Raw genomic sequence first — 23,036 nt, 5'->3', positions numbered from 1 at the left:
CCTGCCTTTAATCATCACATACAAAAGAGTCTCTGACACGCTGCCAGAAAGGAAACGCACGAAAGCGAGCAAATCGAATTTTTTCGCTTGCTACCCGAAATTGAATCGACTTTACATCTTTATGTAAAAGAGTTAAATGATCAATGGTGATTTGAAAGTCTGCGTCGTTGACAGGCTTTAACAGCGCTGTATGATGTCCAGGAAGAACCAATGGAGAACCTATCGTACGGAACACTCGATTGTTAATAGAAGCCATTTCAGCAATTTGAATAGCTTGAAGCGAAGGATGTAAAATCGCGCCTCCAAGGGATTTATTGTAAGCTGTACTTCCCGAGGGAGTGGATACGCAAAGGCCGTCTCCTCGGAATGTCTCAAATCGCTGCCCTTTAATTTCCACATCCATTACTAAAGAACCTTCTACACTTTTTACCGTACATTCATTCAGAGCTAAGTATCGAGCTTCGCGTCCACCGTTGGTGTAGCGAATAATCACTTCAAGCAGTGGATACTCTACAGTCTGATAGGGTGTCTTTGCAATAGCAATCACCAGCTTCTCAATCTCATCAGGTGTCCAATCTGCGTAAAAGCCTAAATGGCCGGTATGAACCCCAATAAAAGCCGTCTTGTCAAGTCGGTTTCGATAGCGGTGAAACGCGTAGAGAAGCGTTCCATCCCCTCCTACTGACACTACAATATCAGGCTGGTTTTCATCATATTCTAAATGAAAATCTAATAAATACGTTTTCATTTTTTGCATAAGCGTATTTGATATTTGGTTGCCTTTTGATGTAATAGCAAATTTTATTTTCTCCACCTAATTCTCTCCCCCTATCCATCCAATGTACAAAGCTGTTGCTGAGTCATACCTAAGATTCTTCCGCCGATTCTTTTTTTCGTGAGAAAATAGCCTGAGCTTCTTGAATCTCACCTCGTATTTGAGACATTTCTTCATCGAGCTGAGTAGCTGCTTCAGAAGCACGCTGAAGTCGCTTTTTGATGTTCTCAGGAAATTTCCCGCTGTACTTATAATTTAAAGAATGCTCAATTGTAGCCCAAAAATTCATAGCCAGTGTACGAATTTGAATTTCCACTAAAATTTTCTTTTCACCTTTAATTGTTTGAACAGGATAACATACGACCACATGATATGAACGATAGCCGCTTTCTTTTTTATGAAGAATATAATCTCTTTCTTCAATCAATTCAAAGTCTGTTCGCTGACGAAGAAGCTCTACGACCGCCTTAATATCGTCCGTAAATTGACACATCATACGGAGTCCCGCAATGTCCTGCATCTCTTCCTCTAAGCGATCGAGAGAAATTCCTTTTCGAGTCGCTTTATCCAAAATACTGGCGATAGGCTTTACTCGTCCCGTAACAAATTCAATAGGTGAATGCGTAGATTTCATATCATATTGTGAACGAATTCCTTTTAATTTCACCTTAAGTTCTTCAACGGCTTGTTTATACGGTGCTAAAAATAAATCCCAATGCCTGATCATTAATAACACCCCCCTTTTTTCTCTCTATTACTTATTTTCTTTATCTAAAAAAACTTCCTCTACCCTTGCTACCATCTCGTCTCCATAATTCACATTTCCTTCGATGTTACTGATGAGATAAGATAGCTCTTCTTTAACGGCTGATAGCTCAATTATTTTCTTATTAATTTCTAAAAATACTTTCATATCTTTATGTAAGACGTGCTTTAAATTTGCCCAAATATTATCACTAAGGCCAACATACATAAATTGATCATTAATATCTACAACATATACAAATGACATGTTATCTGAGTCAACAAGCATTTGTTTTGTATCTTCCAATTGTTCAATTTCCGTCTCAATAGGGTCTGCTTTTAAATGTAATTCATTTGATTTCATCACACAGGTAGTGATGTCAATTCGATTGTGCATAAATAAACTCCTTCCAACTATACAATTCGTTACTATTTTAACACATTCCAGGAACGTTTAATAAAGGTAAAACCTAAACAATCCGTATTTCTTCATTTTCCAAGTTCTCCATATGGATATTCCTGTTAGGAAATGTAGTTTGACTGTCTCAAAAAGTGTGATAAATTAAGATGGAAAGTGCCTTACCAAAAGACCTAAATTAAAAGGATGATTTCATTGAAACAAGAAATTGAAATTGAATTTAAAAATATAGTAACGAAAGAAGAGTTCGATCGTCTCCGCTCACACTTTCAACTAACTGAAGATCAGTTTGTCTCTCAAGAAAACCACTATTTTGATACACCTGCTTTCTCATTAAAAGACTGCGGGGCTGCCCTGCGAATTCGAAGCAAAAAAGATAAGTCCGTGCTCACGCTCAAACAGCCTCATCAAGAGGGTCTTTTAGAAACACATGAAGCATTAACAAATGAACAAGCTAAAGAATTGCGAGATGGCAGCGCCAAGATTCCGTCAACAATTCAACAGCTTATTACTGATTTACAAGTCGATAGCCATGCGCTAACTTATTTTGGCACTTTGTGTACAAGTCGAGCAGAAATTCCATATAAAAACGGGTTACTTGTACTCGATCATAGCTTTTATCTAGGTGCTGAAGATTATGAACTTGAATACGAAGTAACCGATGCCAATGAAGGAGCAAAATATTTTGAGCAATTGCTTACGGAGCTTGATATTAAAAAGAAACCAACGGAAAACAAAATTCGACGGTTTTACAAGCGAAAGTATACGTTAATGGATGGAGAATAAATTCATGAGCATGAATATTAACAATTACATGTCTTCCGTTCAATTTCCTGGAACTCAGCCATTTTCAGTTAACAACCAGATGCCAACAGCTAACGTGATGCTTGGTACAACTTTACTCTCTGTATTTGCTCAGCTTTTTCAAGACTACGTCAATCAAGAGCCTCAAATGAGTACCAATCTTTACTTGAAGGCAGCGCAGATGTTTCCATCTACGGCGGTTCAAATGCAGTCCAAGCCATCTGTTTCTTCCTCAGGTAAGGCAGCGGCTTCAAATTCTGCCTTACCTGCACAAAAAAATGAAACGGCAAAGGCCAGTTCTCAGGATGTACAAACGATAATTACAGAAGCAGCTGCACGCTACCAGCTGGATCCTAAACTTATTCGTTCTGTTATTAAACAAGAATCAAACTTTAATCCATCTGCCAAAAGTTCTGTAGGAGCGGTTGGGCTTATGCAGCTAATGCCAGCAACTGCTAAAGCTCTTGGTGTAGAAGATCCGTATGACTCCAAGCAAAATGTATTTGGAGGAGCCAAATATCTTCGACAAATGTTAGATAAATACAACGGAAACGTGAAATTAGCATTGGCGGCCTATAATGCTGGACCAGGTAATGTTGATAAATACGGCGGAGTCCCCCCTTTTCAAGAAACGCAAAAATATGTAAATAAAATTATGTCTTCTTATCTTGTTTAAATGAGCCAAATCATTCACCACTCGAACATAGAATGGCTGTAGTTTGTCGAGGTTACACTATATAAATAGAAGGAAACGTTTGTGAAAGTATTCCTTTGTTTCTCATAATTAGTGATTCGCCACAGCATCATAGACTTTTCTTATGTAAAATTCCACTTTATCTCTTTTCCAGTAGAAGAAGTAAGCGGATAGTTTGAGTTAACGAAATGACACTGCTAAAATTAAGGAAAGTAAAAAACACCAAAGAGTTAAGACGTATATTTCTTATAACAAAGGAGTTATCAACATGAGAGAAAAAATCCACTCCCCTTACGAATTATTAGGCGGTGAACATACGATTTCAAAACTTGTTGATGCTTTTTATACACGCGTTGGAAAACATCCTGAGCTCGCGCCAATTTTTCCTGATGATTTAACAGAAACAGCACGAAAGCAAAAGCAATTTCTGACACAATATTTAGGAGGACCTTCGTTATACACTGAAGAGCATGGTCACCCTATGCTGAGAGCTAGGCATCTTCCTTTTGAAATTACACCGTCAAGAGCCAAAGCCTGGCTGACGTGTATGCATGAAGCAATGGACGAAATTAATTTAGAAGGCCCTAAGAGAGATGAACTTTATCATCGTCTTATTTTAACTGCCCAACACATGATTAATTCACCGGAACAGACAGATGAGAAAGGATTTTCACATTGAGTAATCTAAATAGCCAATTCCCATCCTTGCATCAGCTTTGTCAAGGTTCAAATAAAAAACCGCTTGAAATCTATGTATTTGTTGACCCTCTTTGCCCGGAATGCTGGGCACTCGAGCCTATTCTAAAGAAGTTACAAATAGAATATGGTCAGCTGTTATCCCTCAAGCATGTGCTTGGCGGAAACTTACAGCAATTAAATATTGGAGCACAGCAGAAATTTGAACATATTGCAAAATCGTGGGAGAAAACTGGAAGCCGCTCCGGTATGTCATGTGACGGCAATCTGTGGCTTGAAAACCCAATCGATACTCCTTACGCTGCATCAATTGCGATTAAAGCGGCCGGTCTGCAAGGAAAGAAACAGGGCATTCGCTTTTTGAGAAGACTTCAAGAAGTAGTATTTTTAGAAAAACAAAATGTTACAGAAGAATCTGTCTTAATACAATGTGCAAAACATGTGGGGCTAGATGTTGATGAATTTGTAAAAGATTTGCATTCAGATTATGCTGCGAAGGCCTTTCAATGTGATTTAAAAATCACGTCGGAAATGGATGTCGATGAGATTCCAACTCTTGTGTTCTTCAACGAAAAAGTTGAAGAAGAAGGCATTAAGATATCAGGATACTATTCGTACGAAACATATGTACACATCATTAAAGAGATGTTAGAAATTGACCCAGATCCAGCTTGTCTTCCGCCTCTTCGTTCATTTTTAAGCTATTTTCAATTTGTTGCTTCAAAAGAAGTTGCAGTTGTGTATGGTTTATCATTAGAAGAGGCTGAAAAGGAATTGAAAAAACTTCAGCTTCAGCAAGTGGTTGAGAGAGTTCCTGTCAAATACGGCACCTTTTGGAGAAGTACTGAAAAGAGCTGCTAATCATTAAATGTTGATGCTTATCCTAAGCATCAACTAAACAAAAAAGACTTGGCTTTCGCCAAGTCTTTTCGTTTGTCTTAAGACAACAAGGGGATGGGAGAAATTTTTCACGGTCAAACAAAGGGGTATATGTTTGTTTTGTGATAAACTTCACGATTAATACTATAGCAAATTATGTCGACTTTTGGCAACCCCTTTTTTCAATTTTATTCACTTTTTTATAAAAAAACTTCATAAACAGCCAGATTCACTCATATAGTACAACCAATTATGCTTTTAATAGAGGTGTTAACTATGAAAATTGCTGGAATTACTCTAGGGGTTGTTATTCTTTTGGTTTCTTTTTTATTCTATATTTTATCTCTTATGCAACTTGTCCCTCTCATTATCGCAGGCCCTCTCTTATTTTTAGCTATCCTTATTATTTTTACATTGCTTAACAATCACAACAAGTTTCGAGGATTTAAAAAATGAAGCAGGATACAGCTCCTGCTTCATTTTAATTTTATTGATTTAATAAACGTTCCATTTCCGTTAATTTCTCTTCAAATACGGCTAGCGCTTCTTCAATAGGCTGAGATGTTGTCATGTCTACTCCTGCTTTTTTCAACACTTCAATTGGATAATCAGAGCTTCCTGACTTTAAGAAACCTACATAGCGCTCAACAGCTGCATTTCCTTCTTCAAGGATTTGCTTGCTTAATGCCGCTGCTGCACTGAACCCTGTAGCATATTGATAAACGTAGTAATTGTAGTAGAAATGCGGAATACGAGCCCATTCTAATCCAATCTCTTCATCAATCACTAAGTTGTCTCCAAAATACTTTTTATTTAAGTCATAATATAATTTTGTTAATAATTCAGGTGTAAGCGGCTCTCCGTTTTGAGCACGCACGTGCACATCGTGCTCAAATTCAGCAAACATTGTTTGACGGAATACCGTACCGCGGAATCCTTCTAGATAATGGTTAAGCAAGTACAAGCGCTGCTTTTCATCATCAATCGTTTTTAGTAAATAATCGTTTAGAAGCGCTTCATTACACGTTGAAGCTACTTCTGCCACAAAGATTGAATAATCTCCGTAAGGATATGGCTGCGTTTTTCTTGTGTAATAACTGTGTACAGAATGGCCAAATTCATGGGCTAGTGTAAACAAGTTATTTACATTATCCTGCCAGTTCATTAAGATATAAGGATTGGTGCCATACGTTCCTGAAGAATAAGCACCGCTTCGCTTGCCTTTGTTCTCATGAACGTCTACCCAACGGTTTTCAAATCCTTCTTTTAACACGTTAAGGTAGTCTTCACCTAGTGGTTTCAGGCCTTTTAAAATATAATCTTTTGCTTCTTCATAGGTTACTTCCATTTTTACGTCTTTTACTAAAGGCGTATAGAGATCATACATATGAAGCTCTTCAATTCCCAATACTTTCTTACGTAAATCAATATATCGATGCAATAAATGCAAATTATCGTTCACTGTTTTAACTAAGTTATCGTATACTTCTTCTGGGATGTTATTTGTGCTAAGAGCTGAGTGACGAGCTGAATTATAGTGACGAACGCGGGCGCTAAAATTATCTTTCTTCACCGTGCCGCTTAACGTACTTGCAAACGTATTTTTAAATTTACCGTACGTTTCGTACACCGCTTTAAACGCTTCTTCTCGTACGCGGCGATCGCTGCTCTCTAGGAAACGAATATAGCGCCCGTGCGTAATTTCTACTTCTTCTCCATTTTCATCTTTAATGGAAGGGAATTCTAAATCTGCGTTGTTTAGCATTCCAAACGTGTTGCTTGAAGATCCTAGCACTTCAGAAGCCTGAGCAAGAAGCGCTTCTTCGCTTTCTGATAAAATGTGCGGACGCTCGCGAGTAATTTCATCTAATGCATGAGCATATAACTTTAGCTCTTTATGTTCCGCCATGTATTGTTTAATTTTTGATTCTTCAATAGACAAAATTTCTGGTGTTACATACGATAGTGCACTTGCAATTTGGGTATAAAGTGTTTTGATTCGATCATTTAACCCTTGATAAAAAGAGTTAGTGGTATCTTGATCGTAGCGCATATGAGCATATGTATAAAGTTTACTAACGCGCATTGTGAGCTCGTCTTGCTCTTGAAGAGCGTCGTATAAAGTTTGAGCGGACTCTCCAAGTTTCCCTTTGAATTTTTCCATTTGCGGAATAAGAGCTTTTACTTCTTCAAATTCTTTTTCCCATGCGTCATCTGAAGCAAAAATATCCTCTAGTTTCCACGTATCTTCTACTTTTATCTCGCTTCTACTTGGTAACTTTTTTACTTTTGATTGTTCACTCATGGTCATCCCTCCATCTTTTTCTACCTGTCTATAACTGTTCGCTTTTTCTAAGGCGAATCCTTTTTATTTCTCTCGTTATTGTATGTTGTTTTAAAAGAATTAATCAAAAGTCAGTACGCTTTTGAAAAAAGGATTCTTTCTTAAGCGTACTGATTTTCAGTGATTATGTCACTTCTTTTGCTTGATTTAACCACCTTTTCATCATTTGTCCATCTTCTAAAAAAGCATCAGATGTTTGCTTTGGAATCGTGTAGGGCCTTCTGATTTTGTATACCCCAGAAGTTATATACGTTAGCATTCCTAGCCGGCATAATACCTCTATATACTCAAACAGGGGCTGTTCCACAGCGACAGGGGCCATTGGCAAAGACCGAAATACAATATGCCGCTTATGAATTCTGTAGAGCCATAGCCGGCCTAACTCTTTTTCTGTAACTAAATCCCCTACTTGCTTCTGCTGCATTAAATCGAGAAGCAGCCACGTCTGCCATATAATAGCAGACGTTTCAACCATGTATAAAGAAGGCAGCGGCATGCCTGCTTCTGCTGGAATATGGGAGGGAGGAATATTATTTTCATAAAGAGCGTGTAAAAAAGGCTGAAGCTTCTGATTAGGATAGAGGATATAATGCGTTCTCCATGCCTTCTTTTTCTTTATCCACGAAGAGAAAAATTGAGGTTGTGTATGTGTAGAAAAAAGATCATGAAAGGTATGCTCGTGAGGAGAGAGCACGACAAGCTGTGCATAACAAATCTGAGATGAAAAAGGAATAAGATGTTCAAGTTTCAACAGTTGATTAGTAGAAGGTGAAAAATAAAGAAGTGTGGGCGTATAATCGGAAAGAGTAAGAAACTGCCACTCTTGAAAAGAAAGTTGATACATATAAGTGGATAAGCGCTTCATTCTTTTTGCCCCCATAATCCAAAGGGGCATATAATTTCCTTTCTCATAATGAATAGAACGTTTGGTTAGCGCTGAGGAAGATAAGGTAGCACATTGAAATTCGATTGCATATTTTTGCGAGGGCGTATCTACAAGAAGATCTGGACGCTGCATAATGTCAGGAAGATAACTTTCTAACTCGACTTCAAGATGAGAACTAAACCAGTGAAACAGCTTTCGTTTTCCGTCGAGATGATAATCTGTTTCACCTTCATGCTGAGCGACGCACGTTTTTTTCAGGTGCGCAAAATGAGGAATTTTTTTTGTACCTAGCTTTAACTGTACAGGGGATTGACAAGAGGGACAGTAGAACTGCTTTTCTTTTTTCCACAGCTTAAGCTGTTCAAGCGAAAAGCGCTGAGCTAGTGAAATGAGGCCTTCTTCTGTTTGGGCAACTAACAATCGTACATTTCTCCTTCCTATAATAGCGAGCTATATTCTTGTATTCGACACCTTTCTACTAAACCCTTTTCTTTCAGAAAAAAACCACATTGCACCGTACGCAATGTGGTTTACGGCGATTATAATAGCGGTGAAAGCAAACGGGCTGTTGATTCAAATAGCCGCTGTATAAATGGCCGCTTTTCAAAGTCTTTAAAGTGAAGCTCACTCGTTTCTTCTAAATCTTGCATATATTCATATACGAGCTTTTGAGTACTAGCTGTGCGATATAAAAAAGCATTTACTTCAAAATTCAAATGAAAGCTTCTCATGTCCATGTTAGCCGTTCCAATAGAGGCAATTTCTCTATCAACAATCACAATCTTGCTGTGCATAAATCCTTTTTTATACTCGTAAATTTTCACACCTGCTTCTAGCAGCTCTGGAAAATAAGAGCGTGATGCATGAAAAACAATTTTTTTATCAGGCTTCTGAGGTACAAGAAGCCTTACATCTATACCGCTTAGAGCAGCTACTTTGAGAGAAGTAAAAATATCTTCATCAGGTATGAAGTAAGGAGAGGCAATCCAAATGGACTCTTTCGCAGACGTAATCATCGAAAAAAATAAGTGTTTGATAATTTCCCACTCACGGTCTGGTCCGCCGGCAATCATTTGAACACCGCCGCACTTTTCCATATCAATGTCAATTAAATCCGGCGATAGATACGTTTGAGTAAGCATCGTCTGACCTGTCATATAATACCAGTCTTGCAAGAAAATAAGCTGCAATGAACGGACTGCCTCACCCTTCACCATCAAATGGGTATCTCTCCAAAAGCCAAAATGCCGACTTTTCCCAAGATATTCATCACCAATGTTCAAACCTCCTACAAATCCAATTGTTCCATCAATGACTACAATTTTACGATGATTACGGAAGTTGATTTTATTATTGAGAAATGGAAATCTGACCGGCAAGAATGGAATCATTTCTACGCCCGCGTTTCTTAACTCGTGAATATAATGTGGTGAAAGCTGAAAACTGCCCACGGCATCGTACAAGAAACGTACATAAACTCCTTCTTGTACCTTCTGAATTAAAATATCTTTAATTTGTTCTCCTAAGTGATCATGTCGTACGATGTAATACTCTAAGTGGATATGATGCCTTGCATGCTTTAATGATTCCATAATTTCGTGAAACGTCTCTTTTCCATTCGTCAATGCGCGCGTATCTGATGAAAAAGAAATTGGACTCTTGCCAAGCCTGACGGCTAGCTTCAGCATTTGCTTTCTACTGGTGCCCAACTGTTCAAAGTGATTTTCTAATATACCGGAATCTCTTTCCATCTTTAAAAGCACCTGTTCATCCAGCTTTGCTTTTTTAGCAAATAAACGCCGTTTTCGCGTATTGCGTCCAAATAACAAATAAAAAAAGAACCCTATTACCGGGAAACCGCCTAATACTACGAGCCACGTTAGCGTTTGAGTTGGATGACGGTTTTCTAATGAAATAACAAGACCGATGAAAACAACACTAATCGTAATTAAGATACTTAGCACGCCAATAAATTTACCGTCCCAATACCCTTTTGTAAAATAAAGCAAAGCAATAATACCAATAACAAAAATTAAAAGCTGTAATCTATTTTTCAACTTGTTTTCACCTATCCTAAAACCAATCTTTCATCATTAATAACAGGTCTCTATACCGTTATTATCCTCAAACTTGTTATTTTAACACTACACTTTCCCGTGTAGGAACCAGCCGCCTGCTTTTTCCACCTAAATTGTTCGATATGAGCGGAGAGCTTTTCCCAAAATGAAGACAAAACAAAGACCGATTTCATATACATGAAATCGGCTGCTATTATCGTAAAGGAAAATACTGCTTTACTTGTTCAAGTGCATTTTCACTGATTAATTCTTTTCCATATTCCATTAAACGATGAACTGTTACATTTGATTCATTTGCATATTCTAAAATGATACTTAAAATGTTATCAATTTCAGCTACAAAGTCTTCATCATCTGTAAACTCAACGTATAAATAATATTTTCCTTCAAACACGTACATGCTGTTGATGATATCATCTAACTCTAAATGGTGACTTAAGGAAATTAAATGTTCTAAGTCTTGAAAGCGTGCGACGAACTGTAGCCCTTCGTCTTCTATAATTTCTTCTTCAAAATCAGCTTTTTTATTTTGATTCGCTTGATGATCAAGCAACGCTTCAATTTTTCCATCTACAGGGATATCGATTTTATCATTTTCACCAACAGGTACTTCGAACTTTTGACCGTCTTTTGAAACTTGTGCTCTTGTTACAATAACCTCTAGCCCCTTCTCAAGCGCATGTACTTGAATCCAAAGAGGACCTTCTGCTACAAACTCTTCTTCTTGATGAATTTCGTCCATCATCTCCCAGAATAGCTCTTCACTGCGCTCTCGGCTAAACCAAATTTCATTGCGATCAAATCCACGTTCTTCAATATCTACGTAAGTGACAAAGAATTTTACTGTGTTTTCATTAATGCGTTCGATTTCCATTATCATCTCTCCCTTCGGAAAAATCAGTGAAGGTAATCCGGCCATTTCGAACATTACCCCTAAACGATGAAGGGACTATTTTACCCCCGTGTTAAAGCAATATTACATGTACTTTCTCACTTTGTAAAGCATTCTAACTTGGGATATACAAGCATACACTATTTGAGTGAACCTTGTATATCTATTTTATGACAAAATGCGAAAGAAAGGAAATGAAAAATACTCTGGCAACTCATAGCCACCTTACACCTTACTTTGTTATATACATAATCTCTTTACCCTATGAACGCTTTTTGTTAAAAATGAACACAGATAAAGCAATATGAGCTACTTATCCTTACATATTGGGAGGGAAGACTATTGGATTTAGAATTAATAACCTCCATTCTTCTTATTATCGGTATCGATATTGTATTAGGTGGAGACAACGCTATTGTTATTGCCTTAGCAAGCCGCAACTTACCTGAATATCAGCGAAACAAAGCTATTTTTTTAGGGACTGGCTTAGCTGTGATCGTTCGCATTGTACTTACTATTTTAGCTGTTTATTTACTAACTATTCCTTACTTGCAGCTCATCGGCGGTTTTTTATTAGTGATCATTGCCTTTAAGCTTCTTGTATCAGAAGGTGATGATGCATCTTCAATCCGTGCAGGCGTGACATTAGGCGCCGCTGTAAGAACGATTGTATTTGCTGATATTGTAATGGGACTAGATAATGTAATAGCTGTAGCAGGCGCAGCTCATGGAAATATTATCTTGGTTGTTATCGGATTACTCGTATCCGTCCCCATTATTGTTTGGGGAAGCAAGCTCATTTTGTATTTGATGGAACGATTTCCCCTGCTCGTTTATGGGGGAGCAGCTATTTTAGCTTATACTGCTGGAAATATGATTGGACATGAAAAGAACTTACATTCATTCTTTGCAGCCCATACATCTCTAGGAACATTTATTCCGTATATAACAATTGCTGTTGTGCTGATAAGCGGCATGGTTGTTAATAGCTTTCGTTCAATTAAACGATAAAGAAAAGGCCATACTAAACATTTTTATTTAGTATGGCCTTTTCTTTAGTTTAATGAGCACAGCAGTCTTTTATTCATAAAACACTTTGTACACTTAAAAAATAATCTCTGTGAGTAAAAAAAGAATAGATGGTACGAGCAAGCAACCAAGACCTGTATAAAATGTAGCTGTCATGGCTCCGTAAGGTACAAGTTTTACATCTGTCGCGGCTAAACCAGCTGCTACACCGCTCGTCGTCCCCATAACTCCTCCATAGATCATTGCTGTACGAGGGTTGTTTAATTTGATTTTCTTAGCAAATATCGGTGTCAAAATCATAACTGAAATGGATTTAATTAATCCTACAGCTATACTTAACGCGATAATATCAGAAGAGGCTCCAATCGCAGTTCCAGAAACCGGCCCCACAATATAGGTTACGGCTCCTCCTCCGATTGTGGTCAAAGCAACGGGATCTCTATATCCAAAACAAAGAGCAATAATTACACCTATTACAAAGGAATAGAAAACCCCAAAAAACAAGGCCGTAATCCCGCTGATTCCCGTTTTTTTGACTTCGCTAAAACTGGCGCCGAACGCAGTAGCAATAATGGCAAAGTCTCGCAGCATCCCTCCGCCCATTAAACCAATTCCTGAAAATAACTGTATATCAGAAATTCCTTTCTCTCCTCCTGTATTCACTCCACCGATATAAGCAAGGATTAACCCAAACATAATAGCAATAGCAGATCCATGAACTCTTCCTTTTGTTAATTTATCTGATAAAAAATAAGCAATATACATGACAATCCCAATAATAGCAAATGCCGTAATCAGCCCGTTATTTTCTAATCCTTCTTTAATCATATTCATCATTTTATCTGCTCCTTAGGTAAAATAGAAAGCTCTATTTCTTGTTCTTTCACCTTCGCTTTCTCTCCTATTCTGCTGATAAATGGTATGGATAAAAAGCCTACTACGACTACTACTACCCCTGCAAGAAGCGCCATGCCTCCTCCATCAAGAGCAGCTACAACATTTTGCTGTGCAGACATTGCTACCACGATAGGAATATAAATACCTCCCCAAAAAGCAATGCCTTCTTCGGATTTTACTTGGAGCTTATTTTTCTTCTTTAAATAATCCACCGCTAGTACAAGAAGAAGCATGGATACCCCTACTCCTCCAACGTTGGCTTCTACTCCCATCAGCCCTCCTAATGCGTCCCCAACAATTACCCCTATCAACATGCAAATAGACAGCAGCGCTACACCGAAGATTATCATATTACTTCCTCCCCACCTCATTATTGAAAGCGTTTACTTTATGATTTAAAAATAGTGTAAAGGAAAAAAGTTGAATAACCTATGCATTTTTAGTTATATACTTATATCAAAAATGACATAATACAGTTTTTCTCTACTGTTCACTTTAGATTTATTCGAAAAAGAAATAAAAATCATGACATTTAGTCATGATTCTTATATGTATTCATGAGACATACCGGAGCGTAGATGTTTAAAATAATCAATCACAAACTGCCTGAAGATTTGTTGTAAATCCGTCACATAGCCTCCATTGTTCCAAGCTAGAAAGATAGTACGTTCAAATGTTTCCTCTTCAATTTTCAGCAGTTTTACATCTTTTCCTGTAGAACCTCCCCAAGTTACTTCAGGAATAAAACCTATTCCTTGCTTCGCTCTAATCAAACCTCTTACTGTTGCTGGATCATCGCTTTCAAACGTAATTTGAGGTACAAAATTCTGTTCCTTACAAATTACATCCGTTATTTTCCTTAGCTCTTTCCCTTTCTTCAGCACAATGAATTTCTCATTTTTAAGTTCATTTAACTTTACACATGATTGCTTGGCTAAAGGATGATCAAGAGGCACTGCAAGCAAAATCGATTCACGAAGTAAAGGAGTATGTTCGATCTGACGGGTTGTTAATGGAAAAGCTGAAATGCATAAATCAAAATCAGGCTGTGAATTGCTATTAGTCAAATGCTGCATCAGTCGAAAACGCACCTGAGGATATTGTTCACGAAACCTGCTTAATAGCTCTGGAAGCAAATGTGAACTAGCTAATACAACAAGGCGAATTTCTTCACAAGGATCGTTCGACATATCCTTTAGCTCGTGCTTTGCATGTTCCAATGTTTTTAAAGCAAGTTCTACTTTGGCATAGAATGCTTTACCATATCGATTTAATTTAATGTATTTACCGTTTCGATCAAACAAACGAATGCCTAGCTCTTTTTCTAACTGTGAAATCGTTTTGCTGAGCGCAGGCTGAGATACGTATAGCTCTTCGGCCGCTTTACTTATATGTTCTAGTCTAGCAACTACTTGGAAATATTTTAGCTGTAAAAGCTCCAATCCGTTCACCACCACTTTTATATGTTTAGATACTCTCTTTCTTTATTAATTACATATATACTTCATTTTCCCTGCTATTTCGACAAAAAATAAGCAGCAGAGGCCATCTGGCTCCCTGCTGCTTATTTTTTATATACCAACTTCAAGCAAACGTTACTTGGTTGGTTTCTTATTTAAATCTTAAACAGACAAATATAAAAATTAACCATTCACAAGTCTTTGAGCTTCGCGAAGTTGGAAAGTACGCACTTTACGTGGTAAGAAACGACGGATCTCGTCTTCATTGTAACCAACTTGTAGACGTTTTTCATCAATGATAATCGGACGGCGCAACAAGCCAGGATTTTGCTGAATTAATTCATACAAATCTTGCAAAGGCATAGCGTCTACCTGAACGTCTAGTTTTTGGAAAGTTTTCGAACGTGTTGAAATGATTTCATCTGTTCCATCTTCTGTCATACGTAAAATTTCTTTAATCTCGTCGATTGATAACGGCTCTGAAAAGATATTACGCTCTGTATATCCAATATCATTTTCCTCTAACCAAGCTTTCGCTTTACGACAAGATGTACAACTTGGTGATGTATATAATGTAACCATTTACTCCTTCACTCCTTCTATCATAATCGGTCATAACATTTAAAACATGAACTGTAAATCATGTTGTTTTATACAAACTTCAACGAGTGTAAATATTTAATGACTGATAATGAAAATCGATACTACTTTATAATTACTTTTAAAAAATAATATCTATTTGCATTATACTATAAACTTCATCGGAATGATATACTTTTTGAAGTGAACTAGTACATTAGTTCGTTCCTTCACTGTCATCATTTTCATTGCCGATTTTCTTCATTATTTATTTACCACACTACTATTACGAATAAACCTGTAGATTAGTTTCATTTTTTTTATTATTTTTTTCTTTTACAAATTCCTCAAATTTTTCAGTCACTAAAAAAGCCTTGCAGAAGAACTGACATTCTGCAAAGCTTTTGAAATAACCTCTTATTTATTTAATAGCTGATGTGCTTTTTCCTCGTCTCATTAAGATAGGATACAGTAACAGCCCGATTACAAATAAGCCAATACCTAAGAAAAATGTTTTTAAATCAGCTGTCCCTGTCTTAATCACCCAAAGTGAATAAATAAGTGCTAACGAGGCAATGATTCCGTCTTTTACTCGCGATCCTTTAATCGTGTCGTACGTCTCACCCGTCACAATAAGCTTTAATTGATAAACTGTCGTCACGAAATAAGGAACTAAATAAGCGAGAGTAGCTACAACAATGGCGAAATTATAGGCTTGCGAAACTGTACCTGAAATAGTCGCAAACAAAAACAACTGTGTTAAGCCATTTGTTAATGTTAGTGAGCGGGCTGGACTATTGTTCTGATTTGTTTTAGCAAACCACTGTGGAAACAACCCTGATTTCGCTGCTTGATAAGGAACTTCTGCACTAACAACAATCCATCCAACAGTAGAACCTAATAAAGAAATAAGTGCTAAAATGGCCATTACGTAAGCACCTTTATGTCCAATCACCATTTCTAACGTATCTACCAAAGGTTTTTGAGACTGCTGAAGCTGAGCTGTTGAAAGAATCCCCATAGCTAGAAGCGTAATCCCCACATAGATAACCATTGAGATCAATAATCCAAGCAGCGTTGCTTTCTTCACTACTTTTTGTGATTTTGCACGGTTAGATAACAGTACAGCCGATTCAATTCCGATAAAGGCCCACAGCGTAGCAATGGCTGCCCCATTGACCTGACTTCCCAATCCTACATTTATACCTTTTGAATTAACAAATTCTGTACTGACCAGGTTGGATGCGCTAAATAGCGATAGCGCCACAACAATAAATAAACCGAATCCAATAATTTTAGCTGCCGTTGTGATAAAGTTAATATTACCGGCACTATTAATATCTCGCTGCAAAATAGCTTGAATTCCCCATAGGACAATAGAACATACTAAAAACGTAATGAATTTTCCAGCTTCTAATTGAAAATTTCCGACTGAAAATAAAATATCCTTACTCTCCATTACTGGAAAGAACGTTGTTAAATATCCCGCAAACGATATGATGACAGATGCTGTTGCAGCCCAGTTAGCTGCCCAATAGCCCCAAGCCATGCTATACCCTGCTACTTTACCTGCTTTAGGCGATGAAAAAAGATTCGCCGCATAACTTTGAGGCCCTCCTTTTAATTCGGGCTTTCTCATGACTAAATTCCCGAATACAAGAGCAATCATGAACACGCCAAGACCTGTTGCAATCCAAGCAAGTGTTGAACCGACTGGACTTGATACGTTTGCTAAATTAGAAGGAAGCATAAATACTCCGCCGCCTACCATATTACCAACTACAAAGGCTGTTAAAAACCAAAGTCCCCATTTTTTATCTTTCATTTGCTGTGTCTCCTTTTGCTTTCTAAAAGCTTAAACTTTTGAGATAGAAAGCTCGATGCTAATCTATTAACACGTAAAAATTATTTGTTTCTTTATTCATCTCTTCATTTGTTTAACAATATAATATATTAGCACACTAAAGCAAAAAGTTAAATAATAAATCCTTCATTTTCTTTTGGAAAAAATGCGGCTGGGACACAACTACATCAATCTAAAGATGAATAAATGGGATATATGAGTTCGTATGGATCCCGCTTGTTACACCGCTGTGGAGAGTCTTCCCCTTGCCCTCCAGTTCAATAGCTAGAAGCCCTACATACAGTAAACCTATGTTCACCATAAAAAAATCCGAACGAGTTGAATTCTTGATTAAGAATTCAACTCGTTCGGATCTTTCTTCAACGAAACTACTTTTGTCCGAGCTTTATTTTTTATCTTTTATGAAAACCTTTTGAATAGTAGACAACAACCAATAAAACAAACCATACCGGACCTACAATAAGGGCTATTCTTGTATCAGAGGAAAAACCCATCACCACTACTACTCCCGCTAAGAAAGCAAGAGAGAGATATGACGTATACGGGAAAAATGGAAGCTTATATTTTAAATTACTTACTTGCTGATCGTTTAATCCCTTGCGGAAGCGAATTTGAGAAAGTAAAATAATTCCCCATGTCCAAATTGCTCCAATAGTGGCAATACTCGTCACCCAGGTGAACACCTTATCAGGAACAACATAGTTTAAGCCAACTCCGATTAGCAGTACAACAGCTGAAGCAATAACTGCTGCACCAGGCACGCCGCCTTTTGTTAAGTTAGCATAGCGTTTTGGAGCTTCCCCGTGCTGAGCTAAATTAAATAACATACGGCCTGTACTAAAAATTCCACTGTTACAAGAAGATAAAGCCGCTGTTAACACTACAAAGTTTATAATCCCTGCTGCAGCGGGAATTCCAGCTTTATCAAAAGTTAAAACAAATGGACTTCCTTGCGTTCCAATCTCTGGCCAAGGATAAATAGACATAATAACAAACAAAGCTCCGATGTAAAAAATCAAAATTCTCCACAGTACATTATCAATTGCTTTTGTTAGTGTTTTTTCCGGATTTTTCACCTCTCCTGCTGTTACCCCAATCATTTCAATACCAAGGTAAGCAAACATAACCATTTGAAGTGATAAAAGAACGCCTTTCATGCCATTCGGGAAAAAGCCCCCGTGACTCCATAAATTACTGATTCCTGTTGCAATACCGCCATTTCCAATTCCAAAGATAATCATGCCTAGGCCCAACACAATCATAAGGATAATCGTTACTACTTTAATAAGAGAAAACCAAAACTCTAGTTCGCCATATGCTTTTACAGCTAAAAAGTTAACCCCTGTCATAATAACGAGTGCTGCAAGTGCCCATATCCACTGAGGTACACCTGGGAACCAAAACTCCATATATACTCCAACAGCTGTAATTTCAGCCATACATGTAATAATCCACATAAACCAGTAGTTCCAGCCTGTTAAATAACCAGCAAGTGGCCCTAAATAATCGTTAGCATACTTACTAAAAGAACCGGCTACTGGATTTTGTACTGCCATTTCACCTAGCGCTCTCATAATAAAAAACATAATAAGACCACTGATTCCATACATGATAAGAATACCAGGACCCGCTAACCGAATAGCGGATGCAGAACCTAAAAACAGTCCAACTCCGATAGCTGCACCTAAAGACATTAAGCTAATATGTCTTTCCTCAAGTCCACGGCTTAATTCTTTTTCTTGCGTGTTCCCTTGCATAATTCTCTCTCCTAACATATCCATTTCATTTAATAGCGATAGCGGCTACGTGTATAGTATTAACTTATTTTTCAGCCAAATAATTCTAGGCAGTGTATGTACTAAAAATCTGATATTGCAAGTTTCACACCTATACTTTTACCGCTCTCACATCTATAAAATACAATATTAAAAAAACTTCACTTTGTTCATTTTATCAAAAATCACAAAAAATGCGATAGTTTTTTGTGATTTTCACAAATAAACTTACGGTTGAAATATAATAAAAACCATTTTTTACATTATATGTTCTTATTCTGCTATAATTATCTAAATATTAAGAATAATCGATCGATTATTCTTAATATTTTCAATTATAGATGCTTACTTTTCCCTAAAAAGGGTAAAGATAAGATAACTGTTTAAACACTATTATGAACATCATCATGAAAAGATCAGTAGGAGGGTGCTATGAATTGGTATGAAAAACTAAGTCAATATTTTCCCATTGAAGAAATGAAATCAAAGAAGCATATCGAAACGCTTTTACAAGAACGCAGCGATATTTATCATAAAAACGAAGGACCTCATCACGTATTAATGTACGTGGAAACAGACCAATTTATCTTTATTGATTACCTCTTTGTTTCAAAAGACGCTCGAGGTCAAGGGCTTGGAGGTAAATTAATTGATGAGTTAAAACAGCATAACAAACCAATTATCTTAGAAGTAGAGCCTGTAGACTATAAAGATTCAGACTCAGCAAAACGACTGCATTTTTATAAACGTGCAGACTTTAAGCATGCTCAAACAATTGGCTATAACCGCCGGTCATTAGCTACAAATGAAATTAACCAGATGGAAATTCTATATTGGTCTCCTACCTCTGAAACAGAGGAAAGCATTTTAAATAAAATGAAAAAAACGTACGAGTTAATTCATACGTACAAAGACAAAGAAATATATGGTGCGTCTTATCAGCCGGCAGATCAAGTATTAAAAATTGACAAAAATCGTAAAGACGGCGATATCTTAGCAGATTTATAAAAAGAAGGTAGACGCATGTCTACCTTCTTTTTATAAATCTTGAATTATTATTCAATACACAACATTATTAATCACTTATATTCCTTTAGTTATAAGATTTATACATAGATATTTTGTCTTAAATATAAAATTCTGAAAATTTTCAATAGTATTTATCAATCCTTTACTGTATAATACCTGTAAAGCGCTAATGTTACTTGTTCTTACATGTTTTTTGCAACTTGAAGCTTAGTGTTCTTTGATAACTAAATAAAAAACGACCTCGTTGTGAGATCGTTTTTGTTATGTTGTATATGTGGCAAACTCTGCTTGAGAACAAGACACGTAGTGACCTGGAGATACTTCTCTAAGCTCCGGTTCTTCACCGTTATAGTCATGGATACTTGGATCATAAATTTTGCGCTGACGCGTTTTTTCACTGTCAGGATCGGGAAGCGGAATAGCTGAAAGTAACGCTTTTGTATATGGATGAACAGGGTTTCGATAAAGTTCATCACTTGGTGCAAGCTCTACAATCTTACCTCTGTACATAACGCCGATGCGGTCACTGATGTATTTTACCATTGACAAATCATGGGCGATAAATAAATATGTTAGTCCACGTTCACGCTGTAACTTCTTCATTAAGTTAACAACTTGAGCTTGTATAGACACGTCCAAAGCTGAGATTGGTTCATCTGCGATGATAAAATCAGGTTCTACTGCCAGTGCTCTTGCGATACCGATACGCTGACGCTGGCCACCACTAAACTCATGTGGATAGCGATTTGCATGTTCTTTGTTAAGCCCCACTGTTTCAAGAAGCTCGTGAACCTTTGCCATACGCTCCTTTCTCGTCTTAGCTAAACCGTGAATATCAATGCCTTCTGCTATGATATCTGCTACGGTCATACGAGGGTTAAGCGACGCATATGGATCTTGGAAAATCATTTGCATTTTACGATTGAATTTTTTAAGCTCTGAGCGTGATTTGCGACCATGTACATTTTCGCCATTAAATAGTACCTCACCGCTAGTAGCGTCATATAAACGAATAATCGTTCTGCCTGTCGTTGACTTTCCGCAACCGGATTCACCTACAAGCCCTAATGTTTCTCCGCGGAAGATGTCAAACGTCAGACCATCAACTGCTTTAATTGTTCCTTTACTTGTGAAAAAATGTTGCTTTAAGTCTTTAATCTCTAATAATTTATCTGTCATGTTATTCACCATCCTTCGCTACGAGTACAGGTGTACTGTATACATTATCAACTTTACGCATGCGGCGCTGAACTGAAGCAGGCGGCTCTACTTTTGGTGCATCGGGATGTAACAGCCATGTTTTCGCATAGTGCGTATCAGATATTTTGAACATTGGAGGTTCTTGCTCAAAATCAATTTTCATTGCGTATGGATTTCGCGCTGCAAATGCATCTCCTTTTGGAGGATTCGTTAAATCTGGCGGCGTTCCAGGAATAGCAGCCAGCTCTTCTTCTGCCTCGTTGTCTAAGCTTGGCATAGAAGCTAGCAGTCCCCACGTATACGGATGTTTTGGATCGTAAAACACTTCATCCACTGTGCCCATTTCAACAATTTGACCAGCGTACATAACGGCTACTCGATCTGCTACATTTGCTACTACACCAAGATCATGGGTAATAAAGATAATAGAGGTATCCGTTTTTTTCTGAATGTCTTTCATCAACTCTAAAATTTGGGCTTGAATTGTTACATCAAGCGCCGTTGTTGGTTCATCAGCGATCAATAGCTTCGGATTAGAAGCAAGAGCCATCGCAATGACAACACGCTGTCTCATCCCGCCGCTGAATTCATGCGGATATTGATTCACACGCTGTTCTGGAAAAGGAATTCCTACAAGCGTTAATAACTCGACTGCCCGTTTTTTCGCTTCTGCTTTAGACACTTTGGAATGCTTAATTACGACTTCACCAATTTGAGCCCCAACTTTCATCGTTGGATTCAAGGAAGTCATCGGATCTTGGAAGATCATACCGATATCTTTACCGCGAATAGCTTCCATTTCTTTATCCGTTTTCTTAGCTAAATCAATGCCGTCAAACAGCATTTCACCGCTTTTGATTCGGCCAGGAGGCATCGGAATAAGGCGCATGATCGTTTGTGAAGTTACACTTTTACCAGATCCTGACTCACCAACAATTGCTAAAGTTTCACCTTTATTTAAATGGAAGTTAACGCCGCGAACAGCTTGAACTTCTCCGCCATATGTTTTAAATGATACAGCTAAATTCTTTACTTCTAATAAACGTGACATATGAGTCCACTTCCTTACTTACGTAGTTTTGGATCTAACGCATCTCGTAATCCATCACCAATTACGTTGAACGCTAAGATTGTTAAACAGATAAACAAACCTGGGAAAAATAAGCGCCAAGGATAGTATTCCAAAGCAGGTAAGCCTTCTGAAGCCATTGTTCCCCAACTTGCAAGCGGTGCCGGAACGCCTAGTCCCAAGTAGCTTAAAAATGCTTCTGTAAAGATTGCTGAAGGAATCGTTAGTGTCATTGTTACTAAAATTGGACCTGTCGCATTAGGAATAAGATGTTTAAATAAAATACGTTTTGTTGTTGCTCCTAATGTTTGTGAAGCCATTACGTACTCTTGGTTTTTCAACTGCAATACTTGTCCACGTACAATACGGGCCATGTTAATCCAGCCGGTAATGGTCATCGCCAAAATCATCGTGCCTAACCCTTGGCCAAGCATAACCATTAAAATAATAACGAGTAAAAGGTAAGGAACACCATATAAGATATCCGCAACACGCATCATTGTTTCATCCGTACGGCCGCCGCGGTATCCAGAGATGCTTCCCCAAACTACGCCAATGAATAAATCAATTAAAGCTGCTGCTAACCCGATAAATAATGAAATACGAGCGCCTTCCCACGTGCGAGCAAAAACATCACGCCCTAATTCATCTGTACCGAACCAGTGCTCAGAAGATGGAGCCTGATTAGCATTCAGCAAATCATTGGTTGCATAATCATATTTCACCATCAATGGACCAAATATAGCCATAAAAACAAGGAGAACCATTAGTACTACACCAAACATAGCAAGCTTGTTTTTGCGAAAACGAATAAAAACATCTTGCCAGAATGAAAGACTCGGTTTTTCAATCTTTTCTGCCTGAGCGTGGTCAATCCCTGCTGTTTCAAACATTTCTTTAGGAATTTTTGGAAGTTGCTGCATA

At 37.7% G+C, this 23,036-nt stretch carries 23 protein-coding genes; 7 read left to right on the top strand and 16 right to left on the bottom strand.

The annotated features are described in order from the left end of the window. Positions 1 to 7 precede the first annotated feature (7 nt). From OK414_RS03420 to OK414_RS03410, 3 genes are all read right to left on the bottom strand, one after another. Entirely contained in the window at positions 8 to 805 is a 798-nt protein-coding gene (locus OK414_RS03420) for an NAD kinase (protein ID WP_025749877.1), read from the bottom strand. A 61-nt stretch (positions 806 to 866) separates the two neighbouring features. Then, positions 867 to 1,502 (bottom strand): GTP pyrophosphokinase family protein, encoded by a 636-nt coding sequence (locus OK414_RS03415; RefSeq protein WP_014461566.1) that lies wholly within the window; start codon positions 1,500 to 1,502, stop codon positions 867 to 869. Between the two features lie 27 nt (positions 1,503 to 1,529). Continuing rightward, the gene (locus OK414_RS03410) at positions 1,530 to 1,916 is read right to left on the bottom strand and encodes a hypothetical protein (protein ID WP_034654361.1); all 387 of its coding nucleotides are present in this window, start codon (positions 1,914 to 1,916) and stop codon (positions 1,530 to 1,532) included. A gap of 216 nt (positions 1,917 to 2,132) precedes the next feature. Here OK414_RS03410 and OK414_RS03405 point away from each other — a divergent pair, with 216 nt between their 5' ends. From OK414_RS03405 to OK414_RS03385, 5 genes are all read left to right on the top strand, one after another. Next, a complete protein-coding gene (locus OK414_RS03405) occupies positions 2,133 to 2,723 on the top strand; it encodes a CYTH domain-containing protein (RefSeq protein WP_013081770.1) in 591 nt (196 codons plus the stop codon). A 4-nt stretch (positions 2,724 to 2,727) separates the two neighbouring features. Next, a complete protein-coding gene (locus OK414_RS03400) occupies positions 2,728 to 3,417 on the top strand; it encodes a lytic transglycosylase domain-containing protein (protein WP_263045731.1) in 690 nt (229 codons plus the stop codon). A gap of 286 nt (positions 3,418 to 3,703) precedes the next feature. After that, positions 3,704 to 4,114: a globin gene (locus tag OK414_RS03395; RefSeq protein WP_263045732.1), complete on the top strand. Its 411-nt coding sequence runs from the start codon at positions 3,704 to 3,706 to the stop codon at positions 4,112 to 4,114. Positions 4,115 to 4,140: 26 nt separating this feature from the next. Further along, a complete protein-coding gene (locus OK414_RS03390) occupies positions 4,141 to 4,992 on the top strand; it encodes a ClpXP adapter SpxH family protein (protein ID WP_013081767.1) in 852 nt (283 codons plus the stop codon). A gap of 294 nt (positions 4,993 to 5,286) precedes the next feature. Continuing rightward, a complete protein-coding gene (locus OK414_RS03385) occupies positions 5,287 to 5,466 on the top strand; it encodes a hypothetical protein (RefSeq protein ID WP_013055431.1) in 180 nt (59 codons plus the stop codon). A gap of 31 nt (positions 5,467 to 5,497) precedes the next feature. Here the strand turns inward: OK414_RS03385 and pepF are convergent, their stop codons facing one another. From pepF to mecA, 4 genes are all read right to left on the bottom strand, one after another. Next, positions 5,498 to 7,315 carry an oligoendopeptidase F gene (gene pepF, locus OK414_RS03380; protein ID WP_013081766.1) on the bottom strand — a complete coding sequence of 606 codons (1,818 nt, stop codon included), beginning with the start codon at positions 7,313 to 7,315 and terminating at the stop codon, positions 5,498 to 5,500. A gap of 163 nt (positions 7,316 to 7,478) precedes the next feature. Next, positions 7,479 to 8,660 (bottom strand): competence protein CoiA, encoded by a 1,182-nt coding sequence (locus tag OK414_RS03375; RefSeq protein WP_263045733.1) that lies wholly within the window; start codon positions 8,658 to 8,660, stop codon positions 7,479 to 7,481. A 119-nt stretch (positions 8,661 to 8,779) separates the two neighbouring features. Beyond that, the gene (gene cls, locus OK414_RS03370; protein ID WP_034654373.1) at positions 8,780 to 10,297 is read right to left on the bottom strand and encodes a cardiolipin synthase; all 1,518 of its coding nucleotides are present in this window, start codon (positions 10,295 to 10,297) and stop codon (positions 8,780 to 8,782) included. A gap of 214 nt (positions 10,298 to 10,511) precedes the next feature. Further along, a complete protein-coding gene (gene mecA / locus OK414_RS03365; protein ID WP_013055427.1) occupies positions 10,512 to 11,192 on the bottom strand; it encodes an adaptor protein MecA in 681 nt (226 codons plus the stop codon). Positions 11,193 to 11,552: 360 nt separating this feature from the next. Here mecA and OK414_RS03360 point away from each other — a divergent pair, with 360 nt between their 5' ends. Next, positions 11,553 to 12,221 (top strand): TerC family protein, encoded by a 669-nt coding sequence (locus OK414_RS03360; RefSeq protein WP_034654374.1) that lies wholly within the window; start codon positions 11,553 to 11,555, stop codon positions 12,219 to 12,221. A 93-nt stretch (positions 12,222 to 12,314) separates the two neighbouring features. Here OK414_RS03360 and madM read toward each other — a convergent pair whose 3' ends face one another. The 6 genes from madM to OK414_RS03330 all read right to left on the bottom strand — a co-directional run bounded on the left by madM (position 12,315) and on the right by OK414_RS03330 (position 18,796). Next, positions 12,315 to 13,076 carry a malonate transporter subunit MadM gene (gene madM / locus OK414_RS03355; protein WP_013081762.1) on the bottom strand — a complete coding sequence of 254 codons (762 nt, stop codon included), beginning with the start codon at positions 13,074 to 13,076 and terminating at the stop codon, positions 12,315 to 12,317. Then, positions 13,073 to 13,486 carry a malonate transporter subunit MadL gene (gene madL, locus OK414_RS03350; protein ID WP_013055424.1) on the bottom strand — a complete coding sequence of 138 codons (414 nt, stop codon included), beginning with the start codon at positions 13,484 to 13,486 and terminating at the stop codon, positions 13,073 to 13,075. Before madL ends, madM begins: the two co-directional genes overlap by 4 nt. A 195-nt stretch (positions 13,487 to 13,681) precedes the next feature. Further along, the gene (locus OK414_RS03345) at positions 13,682 to 14,578 is read right to left on the bottom strand and encodes a LysR family transcriptional regulator (protein WP_034654376.1); all 897 of its coding nucleotides are present in this window, start codon (positions 14,576 to 14,578) and stop codon (positions 13,682 to 13,684) included. A gap of 201 nt (positions 14,579 to 14,779) precedes the next feature. Next, a complete protein-coding gene (gene spxA, locus OK414_RS03340; RefSeq protein ID WP_013055422.1) occupies positions 14,780 to 15,178 on the bottom strand; it encodes a transcriptional regulator SpxA in 399 nt (132 codons plus the stop codon). Positions 15,179 to 15,596: 418 nt separating this feature from the next. After that, a complete protein-coding gene (locus tag OK414_RS03335) occupies positions 15,597 to 17,000 on the bottom strand; it encodes an amino acid permease (protein ID WP_013081760.1) in 1,404 nt (467 codons plus the stop codon). Between the two features lie 431 nt (positions 17,001 to 17,431). Next, the gene (locus OK414_RS03330; RefSeq protein WP_034654378.1) at positions 17,432 to 18,796 is read right to left on the bottom strand and encodes an amino acid permease; all 1,365 of its coding nucleotides are present in this window, start codon (positions 18,794 to 18,796) and stop codon (positions 17,432 to 17,434) included. 450 nt (positions 18,797 to 19,246) lie between these two features. Here OK414_RS03330 and OK414_RS03325 point away from each other — a divergent pair, with 450 nt between their 5' ends. Beyond that, entirely contained in the window at positions 19,247 to 19,822 is a 576-nt protein-coding gene (locus OK414_RS03325) for a GNAT family N-acetyltransferase (protein WP_013055419.1), read from the top strand. Between the two features lie 282 nt (positions 19,823 to 20,104). Here OK414_RS03325 and OK414_RS03320 read toward each other — a convergent pair whose 3' ends face one another. From OK414_RS03320 to OK414_RS03310, 3 genes are read right to left on the bottom strand one after another with little or no spacing between them, the layout of a single operon-like run. After that, on the bottom strand, positions 20,105 to 21,022 hold the full coding sequence (locus tag OK414_RS03320) for an ABC transporter ATP-binding protein (RefSeq protein WP_020465427.1): 918 nt from the start codon (positions 21,020 to 21,022) through the stop codon (positions 20,105 to 20,107). A gap of 1 nt (position 21,023) precedes the next feature. Further along, positions 21,024 to 22,094 (bottom strand): ABC transporter ATP-binding protein, encoded by a 1,071-nt coding sequence (locus OK414_RS03315; RefSeq protein WP_016763049.1) that lies wholly within the window; start codon positions 22,092 to 22,094, stop codon positions 21,024 to 21,026. Between the two features lie 14 nt (positions 22,095 to 22,108). Further along, positions 22,109 to 23,035 carry an ABC transporter permease gene (locus OK414_RS03310; protein ID WP_014461585.1) on the bottom strand — a complete coding sequence of 309 codons (927 nt, stop codon included), beginning with the start codon at positions 23,033 to 23,035 and terminating at the stop codon, positions 22,109 to 22,111. Between the last annotated feature and the right edge of the window lies 1 nt (position 23,036).

Origin of the sequence: Priestia sp. JV24 (genome assembly GCF_025910025.1) — a bacterium.
GTDB lineage: Bacteria > Bacillota > Bacilli > Bacillales > Bacillaceae_H > Priestia > Priestia megaterium.
Note: the sequence above shows the minus strand (reverse complement) of the source record. Positions and strands in the feature narration are given on the sequence as shown.

Excerpts from the sequence above, each read along its gene's own strand:
- OK414_RS03415 (WP_014461566.1), bottom strand. The coding sequence starts at position 1,502 with ATGATCAGGCATTGGGATTTATTTTTAGCACCGTATAAACAAGCCGTT.
- OK414_RS03410 (WP_034654361.1), bottom strand. The coding sequence starts at position 1,916 with ATGCACAATCGAATTGACATCACTACCTGTGTGATGAAATCAAATGAA.
- OK414_RS03400 (WP_263045731.1), top strand. The coding sequence starts at position 2,728 with ATGAGCATGAATATTAACAATTACATGTCTTCCGTTCAATTTCCTGGA.
- OK414_RS03395 (WP_263045732.1), top strand. The coding sequence starts at position 3,704 with ATGAGAGAAAAAATCCACTCCCCTTACGAATTATTAGGCGGTGAACAT.
- OK414_RS03385 (WP_013055431.1), top strand. The coding sequence starts at position 5,287 with ATGAAAATTGCTGGAATTACTCTAGGGGTTGTTATTCTTTTGGTTTCT.
- pepF (WP_013081766.1), bottom strand. The coding sequence starts at position 7,315 with ATGAGTGAACAATCAAAAGTAAAAAAGTTACCAAGTAGAAGCGAGATA.
- mecA (WP_013055427.1), bottom strand. The coding sequence starts at position 11,192 with ATGGAAATCGAACGCATTAATGAAAACACAGTAAAATTCTTTGTCACT.
- madM (WP_013081762.1), bottom strand. The coding sequence starts at position 13,076 with ATGATGAATATGATTAAAGAAGGATTAGAAAATAACGGGCTGATTACG.
- madL (WP_013055424.1), bottom strand. The coding sequence starts at position 13,486 with ATGATAATCTTCGGTGTAGCGCTGCTGTCTATTTGCATGTTGATAGGG.
- spxA (WP_013055422.1), bottom strand. The coding sequence starts at position 15,178 with ATGGTTACATTATATACATCACCAAGTTGTACATCTTGTCGTAAAGCG.
- OK414_RS03335 (WP_013081760.1), bottom strand. The coding sequence starts at position 17,000 with ATGAAAGATAAAAAATGGGGACTTTGGTTTTTAACAGCCTTTGTAGTT.
- OK414_RS03330 (WP_034654378.1), bottom strand. The coding sequence starts at position 18,796 with ATGCAAGGGAACACGCAAGAAAAAGAATTAAGCCGTGGACTTGAGGAA.
- OK414_RS03325 (WP_013055419.1), top strand. The coding sequence starts at position 19,247 with ATGAATTGGTATGAAAAACTAAGTCAATATTTTCCCATTGAAGAAATG.
- OK414_RS03320 (WP_020465427.1), bottom strand. The coding sequence starts at position 21,022 with ATGACAGATAAATTATTAGAGATTAAAGACTTAAAGCAACATTTTTTC.
- OK414_RS03315 (WP_016763049.1), bottom strand. The coding sequence starts at position 22,094 with ATGTCACGTTTATTAGAAGTAAAGAATTTAGCTGTATCATTTAAAACA.
- OK414_RS03310 (WP_014461585.1), bottom strand. The coding sequence starts at position 23,035 with ATGCAGCAACTTCCAAAAATTCCTAAAGAAATGTTTGAAACAGCAGGG.